16 protein-coding genes are annotated in these 17,608 nt (G+C 66.1%); 6 read left to right on the plus strand and 10 right to left on the minus strand.

Annotated features, from left to right (window positions below; genetic code table 11):
- Positions 1 to 47: 47 nt before the first annotated feature.
- Complete coding sequence (locus tag BAC01S_RS03175; RefSeq protein WP_027793455.1) at positions 48 to 1,646, minus strand: L-lactate permease; 1,599 nt, start codon at positions 1,644 to 1,646, stop codon at positions 48 to 50.
- A gap of 429 nt (positions 1,647 to 2,075) precedes the next feature.
- Positions 2,076 to 4,007: a phosphomethylpyrimidine synthase ThiC gene (gene thiC, locus BAC01S_RS03180; RefSeq protein WP_027793456.1), complete on the minus strand. Its 1,932-nt coding sequence runs from the start codon at positions 4,005 to 4,007 to the stop codon at positions 2,076 to 2,078.
- A 766-nt stretch (positions 4,008 to 4,773) separates the two neighbouring features.
- On the opposite strand from thiC, the gene BAC01S_RS03190 reads away from it, so the two are divergent.
- Entirely contained in the window at positions 4,774 to 5,697 is a 924-nt protein-coding gene (locus tag BAC01S_RS03190) for an EamA family transporter (protein ID WP_043201031.1), read from the plus strand.
- Between the two features lie 44 nt (positions 5,698 to 5,741).
- Here BAC01S_RS03190 and BAC01S_RS03195 read toward each other — a convergent pair whose 3' ends face one another.
- The 4 genes from BAC01S_RS03195 to BAC01S_RS30190 all read right to left on the minus strand — a co-directional run bounded on the left by BAC01S_RS03195 (position 5,742) and on the right by BAC01S_RS30190 (position 9,389).
- Entirely contained in the window at positions 5,742 to 5,879 is a 138-nt protein-coding gene (locus BAC01S_RS03195) for an entericidin A/B family lipoprotein (RefSeq protein ID WP_027793458.1), read from the minus strand.
- 125 nt (positions 5,880 to 6,004) lie between these two features.
- On the minus strand, positions 6,005 to 7,201 hold the full coding sequence (locus tag BAC01S_RS30180; RefSeq protein WP_043201171.1) for an MFS transporter: 1,197 nt from the start codon (positions 7,199 to 7,201) through the stop codon (positions 6,005 to 6,007).
- 147 nt (positions 7,202 to 7,348) lie between these two features.
- Positions 7,349 to 8,224 carry a phosphodiesterase gene (locus BAC01S_RS30185; RefSeq protein WP_043201034.1) on the minus strand — a complete coding sequence of 292 codons (876 nt, stop codon included), beginning with the start codon at positions 8,222 to 8,224 and terminating at the stop codon, positions 7,349 to 7,351.
- A gap of 73 nt (positions 8,225 to 8,297) precedes the next feature.
- Positions 8,298 to 9,389, minus strand: a complete 1,092-nt coding sequence (locus tag BAC01S_RS30190; protein WP_043201036.1) for a substrate-binding domain-containing protein — start codon at positions 9,387 to 9,389, stop codon at positions 8,298 to 8,300.
- Positions 9,390 to 9,913: 524 nt separating this feature from the next.
- Between BAC01S_RS30190 and BAC01S_RS03215 the strand changes: the two genes are divergently transcribed.
- Positions 9,914 to 10,411 (plus strand): hypothetical protein, encoded by a 498-nt coding sequence (locus BAC01S_RS03215; protein ID WP_156954292.1) that lies wholly within the window; start codon positions 9,914 to 9,916, stop codon positions 10,409 to 10,411.
- A 493-nt stretch (positions 10,412 to 10,904) separates the two neighbouring features.
- Here the strand turns inward: BAC01S_RS03215 and BAC01S_RS33610 are convergent, their stop codons facing one another.
- Positions 10,905 to 11,177 (minus strand): hypothetical protein, encoded by a 273-nt coding sequence (locus BAC01S_RS33610; protein ID WP_084168162.1) that lies wholly within the window; start codon positions 11,175 to 11,177, stop codon positions 10,905 to 10,907.
- Between the two features lie 321 nt (positions 11,178 to 11,498).
- Positions 11,499 to 11,747 carry a hypothetical protein gene (locus BAC01S_RS03225; protein ID WP_027793460.1) on the minus strand — a complete coding sequence of 83 codons (249 nt, stop codon included), beginning with the start codon at positions 11,745 to 11,747 and terminating at the stop codon, positions 11,499 to 11,501.
- A 652-nt stretch (positions 11,748 to 12,399) separates the two neighbouring features.
- Here BAC01S_RS03225 and BAC01S_RS03230 point away from each other — a divergent pair.
- From BAC01S_RS03230 to BAC01S_RS30195, 4 genes are all read left to right on the plus strand, one after another.
- The gene (locus BAC01S_RS03230; RefSeq protein WP_027793461.1) at positions 12,400 to 12,594 is read left to right on the plus strand and encodes a hypothetical protein; all 195 of its coding nucleotides are present in this window, start codon (positions 12,400 to 12,402) and stop codon (positions 12,592 to 12,594) included.
- Between the two features lie 353 nt (positions 12,595 to 12,947).
- The gene (locus BAC01S_RS03235) at positions 12,948 to 14,348 is read left to right on the plus strand and encodes an FAD-containing oxidoreductase (RefSeq protein ID WP_027793462.1); all 1,401 of its coding nucleotides are present in this window, start codon (positions 12,948 to 12,950) and stop codon (positions 14,346 to 14,348) included.
- Positions 14,345 to 14,707: a cupin domain-containing protein gene (locus BAC01S_RS03240; protein WP_027793463.1), complete on the plus strand. Its 363-nt coding sequence runs from the start codon at positions 14,345 to 14,347 to the stop codon at positions 14,705 to 14,707. Before BAC01S_RS03235 ends, BAC01S_RS03240 begins: the two co-directional genes overlap by 4 nt.
- Positions 14,708 to 14,780: 73 nt before the next feature.
- Positions 14,781 to 15,257 carry a metallophosphoesterase family protein gene (locus tag BAC01S_RS30195; protein ID WP_043201039.1) on the plus strand — a complete coding sequence of 159 codons (477 nt, stop codon included), beginning with the start codon at positions 14,781 to 14,783 and terminating at the stop codon, positions 15,255 to 15,257.
- Here the strand turns inward: BAC01S_RS30195 and proP are convergent, their stop codons facing one another.
- Both proP and BAC01S_RS03255 read right to left on the minus strand, forming a co-directional pair.
- On the minus strand, positions 15,258 to 16,730 hold the full coding sequence (gene proP, locus BAC01S_RS03250; protein WP_027793464.1) for a glycine betaine/L-proline transporter ProP: 1,473 nt from the start codon (positions 16,728 to 16,730) through the stop codon (positions 15,258 to 15,260).
- Between the two features lie 564 nt (positions 16,731 to 17,294).
- The gene (locus BAC01S_RS03255; protein ID WP_027793465.1) at positions 17,295 to 17,570 is read right to left on the minus strand and encodes an oxidative damage protection protein; all 276 of its coding nucleotides are present in this window, start codon (positions 17,568 to 17,570) and stop codon (positions 17,295 to 17,297) included.
- Positions 17,571 to 17,608: the final 38 nt, after the last annotated feature.

Consider the following 17,608-nt stretch of genomic DNA (forward strand, 5'->3'; position numbering starts at 1 on the left):
CGGGCTTTTTTACGTCCTCGACAACGCCCCCGCTGCGGGCTTGCTGCTCAGTGCGGGATCATCCACGTGAACACGTTCTGCTGCAGCCAGACGAGGACGCCGAGCAGCACCGTCAACAGGATCGAGTGCCGGAAGGTGCGGGCGAACACGTGGCCTTCCTTGCCTTTGAGCTCGGTCGTGGCGACGCCCGTCGAGATGTTCTGCGGCGAGATCATCTTGCCCATCACGCCGCCCGACGAGTTGGTCGCGGCCATCAGCACGGGGTTCAGGTTGAGCTGATGCGCGGCGACCACCTGGAGGTTGCCGAAGAGCGCATTGCCCGAGGTGTCGCTGCCCGAGAGGAATACGGCCACCCAGCCGAGGAACGCCGAGACGAGCGGGAAGAACGCGCCCACCGAAGCGGCGCCGAGACCGAGCGTATAGGTGAGCCCCGAGTAGTTCATCAGATACGCGAGTCCGACGATCGCCGCGACGGTCAGGATGGCGATGCGCGTCTGCACCCAGGTATCGACGATGGCGCCGCAGAAATCGGCGAGCTTGAGGCGCACGACGAGGGCCGTGATGATCGCCGCCACGAGGATTGCCGTGCCGGTGGCGAGCGGCTGGAAGTCCCAGACGGCACCGTAAGGCACCTTGTAGAGCGTGATGTACACGGCCTTGTCGAGGCCGGGCCAGGGCAGCTTCACGTCGCCGATCGCGAAGACCTTTGCGATGGTCCAGAGGATCACGACCACCGAGACGATCAGCCACGGATACCAGCCTTGCACGCCCGGCACGTTGCCGCGCACTTCCTTGGCGCGGTCGACGCGGATCTCGAACTGCGGATCGGGCGCCGGTTTCCATACGCGCAGGAACGCGATGGTGACGATCAGCGAGACGAGCGACGAGAGCACGTCGGTCAGGCTGTAGTTGACGTAGTTCGAGGTCACGAACTGCGTGAGGGAGAAGCTGCCGCCGGCCACGAGCAGCACGGGCCAGATGCGCAGCATGCCGCCCACGCCCGCGTAGATTGCGATCACGTAGAACGGCAGTGCGAGCGCGAAGAACGGCAGCTGGCGGCCCACCATCTGTCCGAGCACGTCGGCGGGCAGGTGCGTGACCGCGCCGAGCACGGTGATCGGCACGCCAAGCGCGCCGAAAGCCACCGGCGCCGTGTTGAAGATCAGCGTGAAGGTGAGCGCCTCGAGGGTCGGGAAGCCGAGCATGATGAGGAGCGAGCTCGTGATCGCGACCGGGGTGCCGAATCCGGAGATTCCTTCGAACAGCGCCCCGAACGAGAAGCCGATCACCACGAGCACGATGCGCCGGTCGTTGGGCAGGTTGTCGAGCATCCACATGCGAAAGGCGGCGAAGCGCCCCGAGCGCAGCGCGATGTTGTAGAGCAGGATTGCCGCGACCACGATCCACATGACCGGCCACAGCGCGAACACGATGCCGGCGGCGACGGAGTCGAAGGCGAGGCCGGCCGGGAACTGCCAGCCGAAGATGGCGACGATGAGGCCGACCACGAGGCCGGCGAGCGAGGCCTGCCACGCCGGGCGCCGTGCCCAGCCCAGCAGGACGAGCACGGTGACGATGGGGAGTGCGGCGACGATGAACGAAGGCAATAGCGAATTACCGATGGGAGTCAACAGCTGGTGAAACATGGCGTCTCCTTTGTGCTGTCTGGAATCGGCGCAATCGATGCGGCTCATTGCGCCGGGGCGCTTGCGAAGGTGGGCGTGAACATGAATTAAGGCGGTGTTTCAATCCCCGATGCCCACGTCGAGCATAGAAAATGCAGGTGGAGTGTCAAGCAGGGAAAATACGGTCCGGCACCGAATAGTACGCGCGGGGGAATGCGATGGGCACGCAATGGGCAGTTCCAAATGAAACGCGGCGCATCCCGTAACCGGGTATGCGCCGCGCTGCCTCTCTGATTGCCGATATTGCCTGTCGTTGTCGTTGTGTGGGTCCGGCGCAGTCCACCGCGCCGACAAACCCATCGTATCGGCCGATCCCGTATCTGGTTGTTCGCGTTTGTCAGCGAGTCGTTGGAATCGTAAGAGAGTGTTTCCAGGCTCGCGCAAGGCGCGTTACTGGCGCTGGTAGATCTCGCCGCCCTGCTTGATGAACTCCACGGCCTTCACTTCCATGCCCTTCTTCAGCGCTTCGTCGTCGCTCATGCCCTGCTTCGCCGCGAAGTCGCGCACGTCCTGCGTGATCTTCATGGAGCAGAAGTGCGGGCCGCACATCGAGCAGAAGTGCGCGACCTTGGCCGAGTCTTTGGGCAGCGTCTCGTCGTGGAATTCGCGCGCCTTGTCCGGATCGAGGCCGAGGTTGAACTGGTCTTCCCAGCGGAACTCGAAGCGCGCCTTCGACAAAGCGTTGTCGCGCACCTGCGCGCCCGGGTGGCCCTTCGCAAGGTCGGCCGCGTGCGCCGCGAGCTTGTACGTGATGATGCCTTCCTTCACGTCGTCCTTGTTCGGCAGACCCAGGTGTTCCTTCGGCGTGACGTAGCAGAGCATGGCCGTGCCGAACCAGCCGATCATCGCCGCGCCGATGCCCGAGGTGATGTGGTCGTAGCCCGGCGCGATGTCGGTGGTGAGCGGCCCGAGCGTGTAGAAGGGCGCTTCCTTGCACCAGTCGAGCTGCAGGTCCATGTTCTCCTTGATGAGCTGCATCGGCACGTGGCCCGGGCCTTCGATCATCACCTGCACGTCATGCTTCCACGCGATCTGCGTGAGCTCGCCGAGCGTTTTCAGTTCGCCGAGCTGCGCTTCGTCGTTGGCGTCGTAGATCGAGCCGGGACGCAGGCCGTCGCCGAGCGAGAAGCTCACGTCGTAGGCCTTCATGATTTCGCAGATATCCTCGAAATGCTCGTAAAGGAAGGATTCCTTGTGATGGGCGAGGCACCACTTGGCCATGATCGAGCCGCCGCGCGAGACGATGCCCGTCATGCGGTTGGCCGTGAGCGGCACGTATTGCAGGCGCACGCCCGCGTGGATCGTGAAGTAGTCCACGCCTTGCTCAGCCTGCTCGATGAGCGTGTCGCGGAAGATTTCCCACGTGAGATCCTCGGCTTTGCCGTTGACCTTTTCGAGCGCCTGGTAGATCGGCACCGTGCCGATGGGCACCGGCGAGTTGCGGATGATCCACTCGCGCGTTTCGTGAATGTGCTTGCCGGTGGAGAGATCCATGACGGTGTCGCCGCCCCAGCGGATCGCCCACGTCATCTTGTCGACCTCCTCGCCGATCGACGAGGTCACGGCCGAATTGCCGATGTTCGCATTGATCTTCACGAGGAAGTTGCGGCCGATGATCATCGGCTCGCTTTCCGGGTGGTTGATGTTCGCGGGGATGATCGCGCGGCCGCGCGCCACTTCCTCGCGCACGAACTCGGGCGTGATCGCCTGGAGCGCGTCGGCGCCGAAGGCCGCGGCACCGAACGCCTGGCCCGCGTGCTGGCGGCCCATCATCGCGGCGAGTTTCGCGCCGTTCGGCCCGCTGGCCTTGAGGCTCTCCAGATACTCGGCGCGGCGCTGGTTCTCGCGGATCGCGATGAACTCCATCTCGGGCGTGACGATGCCCTGACGCGCATAGTGCATCTGCGTCACGTTCTTGCCGGCCTGCGCGCGGCGCGGCGTGCGGTGCAGGCCCGGGAAGCGCAGCTCGGCCGTGGCCGGGTCGGCGGCACGCTCGAGGCCGTACTGCGACGAGAGGCCGGGCAGCGATTCGGTGTCGCCGCGCGCTTCGATCCAGCGCTGGCGCAGTGCGGGCAGGCCCGCGCGAATGTCGATCTTCGCTTCGGGGTCGGTGTAGGGACCCGAGGTGTCGTAGACGTAGATCGGCGGATTCTTCTCGCCGCCGAAGCCCGTGGGCGTGTCCGACTGCGTGATCTCGCGCATCGGCACGCGAATGTCCGGCTGCGAGCCGGTGACGTAGATCTTGCGGGAATTGGGCAGCGGCGCGACCGCGGCTTCGTCGACGTGCGCGTTGGCGGAAACGAACTTCGGGTTCGCGTTCATGTATCTCTCTCCAAAGCAATATGGGAACAGCAGCTTCGCAGGAGACGAGACGGAACGTGGACGGACTTCGCTGTGGTGGGTGAGTAGCGATGCTGCGAAGTCCGGACGCTTCCCTGCGCTGGCATTATCCAGATCAGGTTCAAAGGGTATTTCTCACCCGCGCGATACGCCGCTCGACTTTCGTTCAGACTCGTTCAAAGCGGCGCATGACGCAGGACCCCCGCGTAAGCAGGCCAAACAATACACCGCGCTGCGACGATCTGGCAAGTGTGCGGCGCTGCAATTCGCGGTATAGCGGCGCGAGGCGCTACGCGCGAAATGAATGAAGCGGCGAATCGTAAAGTAGATGACAGCGGCGGATGACTGGAGCGGACTACAGCGTGAAATCGTCTGATGCTTCGGGCTGGTACAGGATGCGATCGATCTTCAGCGTTTGCTGAGCGCCGCTGGGCGGCGTGAAACTTACGGTATCGCCGCGTTCCGTCTCGATCCAGGCGATAGCCACTGCGCATAAAACGTCTCGCGCGCGACCATGGCCGACCGGCTTGCTGCATAATTCGTGGCGCGCGGCTTACGGTTACCCGACCGTCGCCGCCGCACCCGCTTGCCGTCGTGCTGCGGGCCGCGCACTACCGTTTCTTCGCCACTCCAACATGCCGTCGAGTTCCACCCGCCTCGCAGTGCGTTTGCGCGGCTCCAAGGTGTGCGCGTCGCGTTCTTCCGCGACGCCATGACCACGCCGCCCCGTTTGCCTGCAGGGCCTCTGATGTCCGCCGCCGGTGCCGTGTGGCGGCTCTGCCGCGCCGTGCGGTTGCCGCAATCGCGCGGCGGCCGCGTCGCGCTTTCGCTGGCCGTCGTCTATTTCGTGTGGGGCTCGACCTACCTCGCCGTACACGTGGCGCTCGGCTCGTTTCCGCCGCTGCTGCTTTCGGGCCTGCGCAATTTGCTGGCCGGCATCGGGCTCTTCGTGTTCGCCATGCGTCGCCGTCCCGTCACGCCGACGCTCATGGAGGTCCGTAATGCGGGCATCGTCGGGACGACGCTCGTGGGGCTGTCGAGCGGCATGCTCGCGTACGGCATGCGCACCGTGGGCACCGGCACGGCGGCCGTGATGGTCGCCACGGTGCCGCTTTTCGCGACGATCATCGCGGCCGCCACGGGCCGCCGCGTCGCGAGAGCGGAGTGGCTGGCCGTAGCGCTGGGTCTCGCCGGTATCGGCATCCTGAGCCATGGCGGCGGCGCGTCGGGCACCGCGGGCGGCTGTCTCGCGATTCTGGCCGGCGCGCTGTTCTGGGCGATCGGCGCGCACCTCGCCGGGCGGCTCAAGCTGCCTTCGGATCTGTTCCTCGCCACGGCGCTGCAGATCGGGCTGGGCGGCGCGATTTCCACGCTCATCGCGTGGGTCAGCGGCGAACGCATGATGCCGCTCCATTTCCTGCCGGCCGTCGCGTTCCTCTATCTCATGCTGATCGGCACGATGGCGGCTTATGTTGCCTACGGCTACCTGATCCGCCACACGAGTCCGCTCGTCGCGAGCAGCTGCATGTACGTGAATCCGGTCGTGGCCGTTGCGCTGGGCGCGCTGCTGCTGGGCGAGCCCGTGACCACCGGCACGATCGTGGCGACCGTGCTGATACTCGGCAGCGTGGGACTTTCGTTCGTGTTCGACGACCGGCGCCGCGGCGCTTGACAGGCACCCGCAGACTTACGCCGGCCGCCGGCCACCCGCGTGCGCTACTTCGCCTGCTCGGCGCTATTCGTGATGGCGTGGCCGCCCGCGGACATATCTTCGCCCGCGCCCGCGACGGTATTGCATGCGGCAAGCGCTCCAACCGAAGCGGCAACGAGCAGCAGGGCAATCAGGCGTTTCATGAGCGATCTCCACCGTGGTCAAGAGATTGCCTGCCCAGCACGTAGCGTGCCCGGGCATTTTTGCCTGATCCGCAGGGTTGTCGCGCGGGGTGTGGCTCGCGCCCCTGACCCGCCGCGCGGGCGTTTCAGGCGGCGCGCGGGCGCGTGCTGGCGTGAATCCAGCCGGCCAGCGCGGTAAACGCGAGCCCGGCCACGCACACGCCGATCCAGCCGAACGCGTGCCACATGGCGGCGCCGACGGCGGAGCCGGTCGCGCCGCCGATGAAATACGCGACCATGTAGACGGTGTTGACGCGGCTGCGCGCTTCCGGACGCAGCGCGTAGATGCGCGACTGGTTCGATATCTGCGCGGCCTGCACGCCGATATCGAGCACCACCACGCCGATCACGAGCCCGACGAGGCTCTTGCCGGAGAACGCGAAGATCACGAAGGCGAGCGCAATGAGCGCGATCGACAGCGTGATGACGGAGCGCGGTCCGCGCCGGTCTGCGGACCGGCCCGCCCAGGGCGCGGCCATCGCGCCCGCCGCGCCGACGACGCCGAAGAGGCCCGCAACCTGCGGCCCGAGATGGAACGGCGCGCCGGCCAGCAGCAGGGTGAGCACCGGCCAGAACAAGCTGAATGCGCCGAACAGGCATGCGCCGGTCAGGGCCGCCTCGCGCAGCCCGCGCAGTTCGAGCGTGAGGTGCCACATGGAAGCGAGGAGCCGTCCGTAGCCGAGCCGGGAGGTCGGCTGGCTGCGCGGCAGTTTGAGCACGATCACGACGGCCAGCACGAGCAGCGCGACGATCGAGGCGCCGAACACGGCGCGCCAGCCGAAGTATTGGCCGACGAAGCCGGCGGCCGTACGCGCGAGCAGGATGCCGAGCAGCAGCCCGCTCATGACCGTGCCGACGGCATGGCCGCGCGCTTCGGGCGGCGCGAGTTCGGCGGCGAAGGGCACGGCCTGCTGCGCGATGGTCGACAGCACGCCGATGGCAAGACTTGCGCCGATCAGCACGCCGAGCGTGGGCGCCGTGGCCGCGAAGAAAAGCGCGATGCATACGCCGGCGATCTTCAGCAGGATCAGGAGCCGGCGGTCGTAGCGGTCGCCGAGCGGAGCGAGCAGCAGCATCCCTGCGGCATAGCCCAACTGGGTGGCGGAGGGCACGGCGCCGATCCAGGCGGCTCCCGAGGGGAACGACTTGCGGAAGTCGTCGAGAAGCGGCTGGTTGTAGTAGATGTTCGCGACCGAGACGCCGGCAATGGTCGCGAGCAGGAGCAGCAGGCCGCGCAGCGACGGGCTATCGGCTGCGGTGGTGGTGGAGTCGGGTGTGGACATGAGCAGGAGCGGGCGGCGCCCGGCAAGACACAAAGGCAACGGCGGACTGCATTCGAGGGTGCCGATCATACCGGAGCATGTCGGATCGTGCTGACGCCGGACCGCGGCGCGCAGGTAGGGGGCGGCCTGGTCCGGATAGCTGGCGTGTCAGGCGCCGACGTTGCCTGATGGGTTGCCCGAGAGGCCGCCTGATGGTTCCATAACCGGCGCCTGGAGCGGCTCCCGGAACGGATAAGGACCGTCCGATTCGTCGACGTAGACGTGGTGCGTGACGAGTCCGCCTTGCGGATCGTAGCGATGCAGCGCGAACGCGGGCGGCTCGAGCGTGAAGCTCGAAGGTGCGCCGGGCGCGAGGTCGAGCGTGACCTGATGCGCGGGCGAGGGCACCGCCGAAGCGACGGTGCCGCCAAAGCGCACGAACATCGAGCGATGCACGTGGCCGCACATGACGCGCTCGACATTCGGATGCCGCGCGACGAGCGTTTCGAGCGCCGCGGTCGCCTGCGGATCGAGGCGGATCGCATCCAGAGTGTCGACGCCGCTATCGAACGGCGGGTGATGGAGCGCGACGATCACCGGCCGTCCGCGTGCGGTATCGAGCTGCTGCTCGAGCCACGCCAGCCGCGCCGCGCACAGCATGCCCGCGCTCTGGCCCGGCTGCAGGGAGTCGAGCGCGACGAGACGCAGCGGCCCAACATCGACGGCATAGTGCACGAACGGGCCGCCCGTGCGCAGCTCGTCCCGCTCGGGAAACACCTCGCGCAGCGCCTCGCGCGTGTCGTGATTGCCGATCAGCAGCCAGTACGGGATGCCGAGCGCTGCCAGCAGCGACTTCAGGTGCCGATACTCGTCGGCCGAGCCTTGGTCCACGAGGTCGCCGGTGATGATCACGGCGTCCGGGCGCGGCACGAGCGCGTTCAGCCGCGCGACGGTCTGCGCAAGACGCGCGGCGGTATCGACGCGCTGGTAAGCGAGCGCGCCCGGTCGCTTGACGTGCAGGTCGCTGATCTGGGCGAGCAGCATGGGAGCCTCTCGAAGGGAATGACGGGTGGCGGCAGCTTTATGTTACGCGAGCGCGCAGGGCCCGGCAGGAGCGTCACGGGAGTTCGAATTCGCCGTCTTCGTGCGATACCCGCGCGAGGTGCGCGATGTGCGTGATATGGGCGACATCGGCGAGGGGCGCGCTGGCGATGGCGGCGATCGTGCCGCCCTCGCACAGCGTGTGCGGCAGCACGAGCCGCGGCGCGGCGCCCGTGCACTCGCCGCCGATGGATGCCGTCAACTGCCGCCACGCCATACGGCCTGTCTCGCGGTTCGGCGTGCCAATGCTCGCGAGCGGCGGAGCGAGCAGCGCGCCCATCGCGAGGCCGTCGAAGCCGAGAATCGACATCTCCTGCGGCACACGCACCCGCGCGTGGCGCAGGCCGCGCATCACGACCATGGCCAGCAGATCGTTGCAGCAGAAGAGGGCGGTGGGACGCCGCGCACCGTTCGTGAGCCGCGCGAGCACGGAGGGCGGGAGTGCGTCGGCAGCGGTGTCGATTTCGAGCATGGGCTCCGGGGCGAGGCCCGCCTGCTGCATGGCATGCACGTAGCCTGCGTGACGCTGGCGGACGCGGTCGGAGGCCGGGAGCGGGGTCGACAGCATCAGGATGCGGCGGTGCCCGTGCGCGATCAGCATGCGCACGCCGTCGCTGGCTGCCTCGCGGTTATCGACCGAAACCGCCGGGCGGTGCTGCGTGTCGTTGTGCATGAGCACGTAGGGCGGGCCGTCTGCGTCGAGCTCGTCGAGCAGCGGGTGGGAGTCCGCATCGGCCACGGTGAGGATCAGGCCCTCGACTCGTTGTGCTCGCAACATATCGACTGCGCGGCGCTCGCGCCCGGTGTCGTACTGCGTGGTCGTGAGCATGAGCCGGAAGCCCGCGGCGGCGGCCAGTTCGTCGATGCCCTGCAGGCATTCGGCGAAGACGGGATGGGCGAGCGTCGGCAGCACCACGCCGACAAGCCGCGTGCGCTCGCCGCGTAGCTGGCGGCCGAGCGGGCTTGGGCGGAACCGGAGCGTCTCGACGGCCTCGCGCACTTTCGCGAGCGTGGCCGGATTGACCGTATGCGGCGCGTTGATCGCTCGAGAAACGGTGGCGATCGAGAAACCGGCGTGTGCGGCGACATCCTTGATGGTTGGCGTCATGCTGGCGGCCCCGAACGTCGTACACGTTTTCGACGGGCCGATTATGGAAAGCACGTGTGACCGCGCGATGACCTCGCGCGCTTGGGGAGGGGGCGGGGCAATGGTAGAATCCCGTCCGCCCTTGCCGGGGTGATGAAATTGGTAAACATAGCGGACTTAAAGAGAGATTGAGTGCCCGGCCGGAAACGACCGGTGCAGAACCCCTCAAATTCGGCGAACCCCCTGGGCCGTGCGTGCGCGGCGCCGAGGCAACGCCGAGCCAAGCCCGCCGCTGCGCGACGTGCGGCGGCGTGGAAGGTGTAGAGACTAGACGGGGGGCGCCTGGGGCTTCGCGCGGCGTATAACGCGGTGTGATGCTACGGCGAAGGCATAGTCCAGCGCACGAACGCGCGCCCAGACTCGGCGTGCGGCGTCGAAAGACGTGGTGTGACGAAAATCCGCCGCCTCACGGCTTGCCGGTTCGAGTCCGGTCCCCGGCACCATCCGTTGTCCGGATGTCTACGAGATTGCCCGAAAGCCCCAGCGTGGTTGCCTACCATGCCGGGGCTTTTGTCTTGCGCGGCGCCCGGGTTTGCGCCTCGCCGCGTTGTTTACTCCCCGTTGACTGCCATGAAAAGCAGGGGCATAACGGGGCATCTTGGGAGCAGGTCATGAAATCCAGTGTTTCGATGAAAGTGTTGGCGGCCGCGGTGCTCGGGGTTGCCTTGCTTTTCTGGCTCAAATATCGCGCCTCATGGCTCGATTCCGGCAACGTCTCGATCAAGGCCGGGGGCACCTATGCGATATCGTCGACGATCCTGGCGTGCCCCACCGGCGGTCGGGCTGCCGCACCTTCCGCCGGCAATCAGGGGGCTTCGGCGGCTCAGAGCCCCGGGGCGTGCCTGACACTGCAGCCCGGCACGCGCATCAAGGTGATGCATATCGACGCTGCCGCCAACGGTGCGAGAGCCGTCGTCTTCAACCTGCCCGACGCACCGGCGCAAGGCGAGCTTTGGTCGACGGATGCGCCGGTCGCAAGATAACTCCGGGCCGCTTTGCGCGCTTCATGAAGTCGGCAGCGCTTGGGATGTCGCACAGGCTGCAGGGAATCGGGTGGGGTGAGGGGGACAACGAAGAGCGGGTGAAGTCCGGACCCGCTCCAGTACGCCTGGGTGCTGGGCCTGGTTCGACGCCGGCGATCTTGCGCCCGCTGTGGGCGAAGCAACGGGGGGCCAGCAGCCAGGCTGGCGCATGAGCCGGCGGAAGGTGAGGGTTATCAGCCCGTCAACGGCTGCCGATTTGTCCGGTGCGCGGATTGATCAGCTTGGCGAAGCCGAACAGAGCCACGATACCGAACGGGCACGCTATGAAGAATGCGGTCAACATGATCCGAACCCGGTGAAGACGTAACAAAATGTTTCGTCAGTGTAGTCCGGCCATGCGAATTGGGTACTGGGGAGAACGACAACAAACTATTTCGCCAAAGCGGGAAATGGGCCGTTGCGGGCACAGCTGGCGGCCTTTCCCCGCATTGGCTCAGATGCAGTCGAATACTACCTCTACGGTTTGCGGTGTCACGCCGCGTAACCCTTCGCTGTGTATCTCGACGGTGTGCAGCTCTTTGCGGCGCTTGCGGCAATAGGCCTGCGCTTCCTTGAGACCAGCGCTGCGCACGCGGTTCCAGGAGACCATGTCCCAGCGCGCACGGCTCGTGAGTGTCAGATGTCCATCCTGTCTTGAATTTACGTCGGTGACCGACGTGCATGCTGCCAGCACACTGAGCCCTGCCCACAGGATGCGTTTCTTCATGAATTCCCCCGGATACCGGGAGCATTGTCGCTGCCTCCCCGCGGCATTGGCAACCGGAAAGAACGCCGGGGGGGCGCTGCCAGCAAGGATCGGCCCAAGTTAGGCCAAGGTAGGGCGGTAGGCGCGGCGGCGGTGGGAGCGTGTAGCCCTGGGCGGCTGCCCGACGGACGATGCGCAAGCAAAGTACCTTGGGCATCATCCAGACGCCCAAGAATGGCCGGCACCGCTGCCGGTTAGCGAAACGACTCGACAAGCCTGCCCGTCGTGGCGCGAGAAACCGCCACGACGCCACTTAAGGCGACTCGTCAGGCGGGTGGCGCTCTAGTCGTGGGCGACGTGAGCGCCGACCTGGCCTTGGCCGGAAACCAGGCAGTTCGACATGAAGTTCTCGCCCTGGCTGCGCGCGCCCAGTTCGGTGAAGCCGCGCGCCAGCGCCTCGGCCTTCACGAGCAGGGAGCCTTGCGCGCAGGTGAGCGAACTACCGCCGTGCGCCTCTACGCGGGTGATGACCCGGTTCGCGACGAGGAGTGCAAGGATGATGACGACGCCGACATTGAATGCTTGTCTCATGATTTCGTCTCCTTTAGCGATCAAGACTAGCTCACACGCGAGGCGCGTGAATCCAGGAGTTTCCCGGCGATGCAGCGCAGCACATGCGGCGCGAAAAAAGCCCTTTAAATGCGTACTGCGTAATGGTTCGGTAACCTGAGCATACGGAGTCCAGTGCATAGCGCCTTTGCTGGCGCGGCGCTGCGCGACGCAGCCCCGGAGCGAGGCGTCGCATTGCGTCGCAGCAATGCCGCGTCGCGTCACACGGGACGTCTGCAAACGACTGTAACTTTGTTGTGCTGAATCATCGGGAAGAAAAAGCGCGACAGATCGACACGGCCGCTTGAAGGTGCGCTCGGGGTGCATTCAGGGAGCATTCGGCCCGGTTTTCGAGGGTGCAGTCAGTGTTCGGAGTGCTGGCTAATTTCGGATGTTGATGCGGGATCCTGAGCAGTTGGCTTGCCCACCACTACGTCTCGCGTCAAACGCCGGACTATGGCTATGGCGCCGATAGCCGCAATGTCGTGCCAGCCCCGTGCGGCGATTATTCGCCTGTGGCGACAAGTGACTTCATTTCCAGGCTATTTATCGGCAGGGGCCGTATTCCTAAAATGACATTCATCGAAATGCCATAGCGTTCCGTAGGAAGCGATGGCGAGCAGCCGGAGCCATCATGAAATCCTTCATCGAACGACAGCTTTATCAGCCTGTGTGGGTACTGCCTATGGTGGACCTCATGCAGATGATGGTGGCGGTCGACTTCAATCTCAGCCAGGTCGGATTGCTGGTCGCCACGCGGGGCGCGCGCGTCGCGTTGCAGCGTTCGCGCGCGCTGATTGCGTGCTCTCAGGGCGAATGCGTTCACTGAATCCGCGAGTTTCCGGGACGCAACATCGGAAAACACCGTAACGGGCCGCCATCGCCATACACCGCAGTACACCGATCCCCCGACGCGCGGCAGCATTGCCCGTTTGCTGTTGTGACGTCACTTACCGAGCCGTCTCGCGTTGCGCGACGGCTCTTTTTTTCCCGATTTCCCCTGATTTCCAATAAGCAACAGCGAGCAACAGCGCCCCCGTTTGAGGGGTATCGTGCGGACCTGTTCGCACAGGCGTGCCGCGATGCCGGCGTAATATGGTGCGAGAGGGTGAAGCGGCACAAAGCGCGAATGGCGCAGCGCGAGGAAGCCGCGATTTCACGCTGTCACGAAGGAGAGGCGGCATGGCACAACGATTCGATGCGATCGTGATCGGCACGGGGCAGAGCGGCCCGCCCCTCGCGGTGCGGCTGGGCAAGCGCGGTCGCAAGACAGCGGTGATCGAGCGCGCGTCGTTCGGCGGAACCTGCGTGAATGTCGGCTGCACGCCGACGAAGGCCTACGTCGCATGCGCACGTGCCGCGCATGTCGCGCGTCATGCGGCCGCGTACGGTGTACACGTGGAGGGCGCGAGGCAACCGGGTGACGTGCGCGTCGATCTCGCCTTCGTGAAGGCGCGCAAGGACAGCATCATCGGCGCGTCGCGCAGCGGCGTCGAGCAATGGCTGCGCAAGGCGCCCAATGTGACGGTGTTTCAGGGTCATGCTCGCTTCGTCGGGCCGCACGCGGTGCGCGTCGAGGTGGCGGGTGGGCAGACGCAGGAACTGGAAGCGCCGGAGATTTTCATCAATACCGGCACGCGCGCGCTGATTCCCTCGATTCCGGGCGTGGAGCGTATCCGTTACGAAACGAATTCCACGATCCTCGAACTGGACACGCTGCCGTCGCACCTCGCGATCGTGGGCGCCAGCTACATAGGGCTCGAATTCGCGCAGATTTTCCGGCGTTTCGGCAGCCGGGTCACGGTGCTCGTGCGCGGTTCGCGGGTGCTTTCGCGCGAGGACGACGATGTGGCGCGCGCGGTGCAGGACGTGCTGGCACGGGAAGGCGTGGAATTTCGCTTCGGCGCCGAACCGCGCAGTGTCGCGCCGCTCGACGGCGGCGGTGTGCGCATCGCGCTCGACGAGGGTTTGCTCGACGCCTCGCACCTGCTGTGCGCCACGGGCCGCATTCCCAACACCGACGACCTCGGCCTCGACGCTGCCGGCATCGTGCGCGACAAACACGGCCTGATTCCGGTGGACGGGCAGTTGCGCACGAATGTCGAAGGCGTTTGGGCGCTCGGCGACGTGAATGGACGCGGCGCGTTTACGCACACCTCATACGACGATTTCCAGATCGTTGCCGCCAACCTGCTGGACGGCGCGAGCCGCAGCGCCGACACGCGCATTCCGGCCTACGCGGTGTTCGTCGATCCGCCGCTCGCGCGCGTGGGGCTCAGCGAGCGCGAGGTGCGCGAGCGCCACTTGCCGGCGCTGATCGCGACCATGCCGATGTCGCGCGTCGGCCGCGCCCGCGAGCGTGGCGAAACCGACGGCTTCATGAAGGTGCTCGTGAACGCGCAGACGAAGCGCATACTGGGTGCGTCGATCGTCGGCATCGAGGGCGACGAGGCGATCCATACCTTCATCGACACGATGACCGCCGACGCGCCCTGCACGACGCTGCAGTTCGCCATACACGTGCATCCGACCGTGAGCGAGCTGGTGCCCACGCTGCTCGACGGCTTGAGGCCGCTGTCATGAACGTGGCGCGAGGCGGCGCATTCGGCAACGTGTTTGCCGGCATCGACCGTGCAGCGAGCGCTGAACGGGTCGATAAGCTGGTCGCGCAAAGCGGGGTTGTGATCGAGCGGATCGTTTCGACGGGGCAGGTGAGTCCCGCGGAATTCTGGTACGACGATCCTCGCGACGAATGGGTGGTGCTGCTGACCGGCGCTGCCGCGCTGCAGTTCGAGTCGGAGGGCGGCGCGAGACGACCGATGCTGCCCGGCGACTACGTGCATATTCCGGCGCATTGTCGGCACCGGGTTGCGTGGACCGACAAGTCGGCGCAGACCATCTGGGTCGCCGTGTATTTCGGCGCGGAGGGCGAGGCGACCTGAGACGGGTCGCTGGCCCGGCGCTGTCGGCGATAATCGCGCGTGTGTCCAACCGCTTCGCCCTTGCGCCCCGAACATGTCTTCACGAATTCCGCTTCGCGTCGCCCTGGTTTCCGATACGCACAATCTGGTGCGCCCGGAGCTGCTGCGTTTCGTCGAGGGCTGCGACGCGATCGTTCATGCCGGCGACATCTGCGATCAGGCGGTTCTCGACGCGCTTGCCGCGATCGCGCCGCTGACTGCCGTGCGCGGCAACAACGATCGCGGCGCATGGGCGGAATCGCTGCCGGCGCAAACCGCGCTCGAGATCGGCGGCGTGAAGATCGCGGTCGTGCACGAGTTGCCCGATTTCCGCGGCGATCCGGCGCGGGAGGGGATCGCGCTCGTGGTGAGCGGCCATTCCCACAAGCCGTCGTGCGAGACGCGTGACGGCGTGCTCTACGTGAATCCGGGCAGTGCGGGGCCGCGGCGGTTCAGATTGCCCGTGACGGCGGCCATGTTGACGATCGGAAACCCGGGTGGCCCGAGCGTCGAGCACACCCATCTGATCTGATCAGACCCGCACCGCGGCGGCGGGGTACTGCTCCTCCTCTTCCTCGAGTTCTCGGGCGAGGCGCACGCCGCGCAGCACCGCGTGCGCTTCCGCCTTGGTGCCCACGCTAGGTGCTGAGCCCGGCAGCGGGCGGCGCGCGGTTTCGTGCAGCGCGAGTACCGCGACGATGCCGATCACGGCCGCGCCCATCAGGTAGTAGGCCGGCATCATCAGGTTGTGGGTGCTGTCTACCAGCCACGCGGCGACGAGCGGCGTGGTCCCGCCGAACAGCGACACGGACACGTTGAAGCCGATGGCGAGTGCGCCGTAGCGGATCGGCGTGGGGAACAGCGCGGGCAGCGCCGAGGGCATCACGCCCGTAAAGCACGACAGCAGCGCGCCGAGAATCAGGAGTCCGCAGAATACGGGCAGCACCGCCGCGGTCTGGATCAGCATGAGCGCGGGAATCGAGAGCACGATGAGCCCGACGCAGCCCGCGAGCATCACCGGCTTGCGGCCGATCGCGTCGGACAGGCGGCCGGCCGCGAGCGTCATCGGCATCATCAGCACCATCACGATCAGCACGAGGGAAAGGCCCCAGGTCTCGCTGAAGTGCAGCGTCGCCGAGAGGTAGCTCGGCAGATACGAGAGCGCCATGTAGTCGGTCACGTTGAAGATCAGCACGAGGCCCACGCACAGCAGGAAGGGGCGCAGATGCTGCTTCACGAGCGAAGCGAGCGTCATCTTCGGGCGCGCTTTTTCGTCGGCTTCGCGGGCCTCGGCCTCGCGCTTGAACGCCGGCGTTTCTTCGAGCTTCAGGCGGATGTAAAGGCCCACGAGCCCGAGCGGCCCCGCGATCAGGAACGGGATGCGCCAGCCCCAGTCGAGCAGCGCCGCATGCGGGAGCGTCGCGGTGAGCAGCGCCACCGTGCCCGCGCCGAATACGTAGCCGATCAGCGTGCCGAATTCGAGGAAGCTGCCCATGAAGCCGCGGCGCTTGTCGGTGGCGAATTCGGCGATGAAGGTGGCCGCGCCGCCATACTCGCCGCCCGTCGAGAAACCTTGCACGAGGCGCGCGGCGAGCAGCAGCACGGGCGCAGCGATGCCGATGGACGCGTACGAGGGGATCAGGCCGATCGCGAAGGTGCCGCAGGCCATCAGGATCATCGTCATCGCGAGCACGCGCTGGCGGCCGATGCGATCGCCAAGCGGGCCGAACACCATGCCGCCGATCGGCCGCACGAGGAACGCGGCGGCGAACGTGCCGAAAGTTGCGATGAGCTGCGCCGAGGGGCTGCTCGAGGGGAAGAACACCTGGCCGAGCGTCACGGCGATGTAGCTGTACACGCCGAAGTCGAACCATTCCATGGCGTTGCCGAGCGCCATGGCGCCCACGGCGCGTTTGAGAAGAGTTTTATCGACGATCGTGATGTCGTCGAGTTGAAGTTCGGACGAGGCTGCGGATCCGGAGAGGGAAGCGGTCACGGTGTGCATCTCCAATGACTGCGGGGGCCGCGCGAGCGGTCCGCCACGGTTTTGCCGGGAGAGTGCGGTTTCGCGAAAAGGCGTGCCTTCCCGTGACGCGTGCTACGGCGTGATGGGGACAGGCGTGCCGATGCGTCGCGAAACGACACTCGGGCGAATTGTGCGTAAGCGTTGCACCTGCGTGGCCTGGCATGGGGGGCAGGGTGCATGAGGACGCTGGACGGGCACGGGCGTGCCTGTAAAGCGCCGCTGAAACGAAAAAGAACGGCCGCGTGGCGGTCTGTTCTCTTTGTATGAAAACGTTCAATCCGGGCGCACAGGTTGCACGTTAAATTGAACGCAATTGATGGCTAAAGCCTGTTGAACGAAGCGACATGATAGCACGATGGCGGAAGATCGCGCAAACGGCCCGGGCGTCGCGGGGGGCGGCGGCGCGCTGCAGGCCCCGTGTGGCGGGGGATTGCGCCGATTTCGCGCGGCGGCTGGAATCCGGTAAATGCATAAAAAAATCCGCGCACCTGGCGCGGATTCTTACGCTTTGGGGTAGCCCGTGAAGAAGGCCGAAGGGGGAAATCAGCCCTCGGTCGGCGGCACGTAGCCGGACGCCTGGTCGGCGCCTTCGCCGAAGAAGAACTTTTCGGTCTGCTTCATGAGGTACTGGCGCGCGCGCGGGTCGGCCATGTTCAGGCGGTTCTCGTTGATCAGCATGGTCTGCTGCTTCAGCCAGGCCTGCCAGGCTTCTTTCGAGACGTTTTCGTAGATGCGCTTGCCGAGTTCGCCCGGCAGCGGCGGAAAGTCGAGACCTTCGGCTTCCTTGCCGAGCTTCGCGCATTGAATCATACGGGCCATGCTGTGCTTCTCCTGTAGTCGTATGGGGGCGGCGGCGC

It is taken from the genome of Paraburkholderia acidipaludis NBRC 101816, assembly GCF_000684975.1.
In the GTDB taxonomy this organism is placed as follows: domain Bacteria; phylum Pseudomonadota; class Gammaproteobacteria; order Burkholderiales; family Burkholderiaceae; genus Paraburkholderia; species Paraburkholderia acidipaludis.

Bases quoted from the DNA above. Each gene is read 5' to 3' on its own strand.
- proP (WP_027793464.1), bottom strand. From the start codon at position 16,730: ATGCACACCGTGACCGCTTCCCTCTCCGGATCCGCAGCCTCGTCCGAA.
- BAC01S_RS03225 (WP_027793460.1), bottom strand. From the start codon at position 11,747: ATGAGACAAGCATTCAATGTCGGCGTCGTCATCATCCTTGCACTCCTC.
- BAC01S_RS30195 (WP_043201039.1), top strand. From the start codon at position 14,781: ATGTCTTCACGAATTCCGCTTCGCGTCGCCCTGGTTTCCGATACGCAC.
- BAC01S_RS03255 (WP_027793465.1), bottom strand. From the start codon at position 17,570: ATGGCCCGTATGATTCAATGCGCGAAGCTCGGCAAGGAAGCCGAAGGT.
- BAC01S_RS03190 (WP_043201031.1), top strand. From the start codon at position 4,774: ATGTCCGCCGCCGGTGCCGTGTGGCGGCTCTGCCGCGCCGTGCGGTTG.
- BAC01S_RS33610 (WP_084168162.1), bottom strand. From the start codon at position 11,177: ATGAAGAAACGCATCCTGTGGGCAGGGCTCAGTGTGCTGGCAGCATGC.
- BAC01S_RS30185 (WP_043201034.1), bottom strand. From the start codon at position 8,224: ATGCTGCTCGCCCAGATCAGCGACCTGCACGTCAAGCGACCGGGCGCG.
- BAC01S_RS03195 (WP_027793458.1), bottom strand. From the start codon at position 5,879: ATGAAACGCCTGATTGCCCTGCTGCTCGTTGCCGCTTCGGTTGGAGCG.
- BAC01S_RS03230 (WP_027793461.1), top strand. From the start codon at position 12,400: ATGAAATCCTTCATCGAACGACAGCTTTATCAGCCTGTGTGGGTACTG.
- BAC01S_RS30180 (WP_043201171.1), bottom strand. From the start codon at position 7,201: ATGTCCACACCCGACTCCACCACCACCGCAGCCGATAGCCCGTCGCTG.
- BAC01S_RS03240 (WP_027793463.1), top strand. From the start codon at position 14,345: ATGAACGTGGCGCGAGGCGGCGCATTCGGCAACGTGTTTGCCGGCATC.
- BAC01S_RS30190 (WP_043201036.1), bottom strand. From the start codon at position 9,389: ATGACGCCAACCATCAAGGATGTCGCCGCACACGCCGGTTTCTCGATC.
- BAC01S_RS03235 (WP_027793462.1), top strand. From the start codon at position 12,948: ATGGCACAACGATTCGATGCGATCGTGATCGGCACGGGGCAGAGCGGC.
- BAC01S_RS03175 (WP_027793455.1), bottom strand. From the start codon at position 1,646: ATGTTTCACCAGCTGTTGACTCCCATCGGTAATTCGCTATTGCCTTCG.
- thiC (WP_027793456.1), bottom strand. From the start codon at position 4,007: ATGAACGCGAACCCGAAGTTCGTTTCCGCCAACGCGCACGTCGACGAA.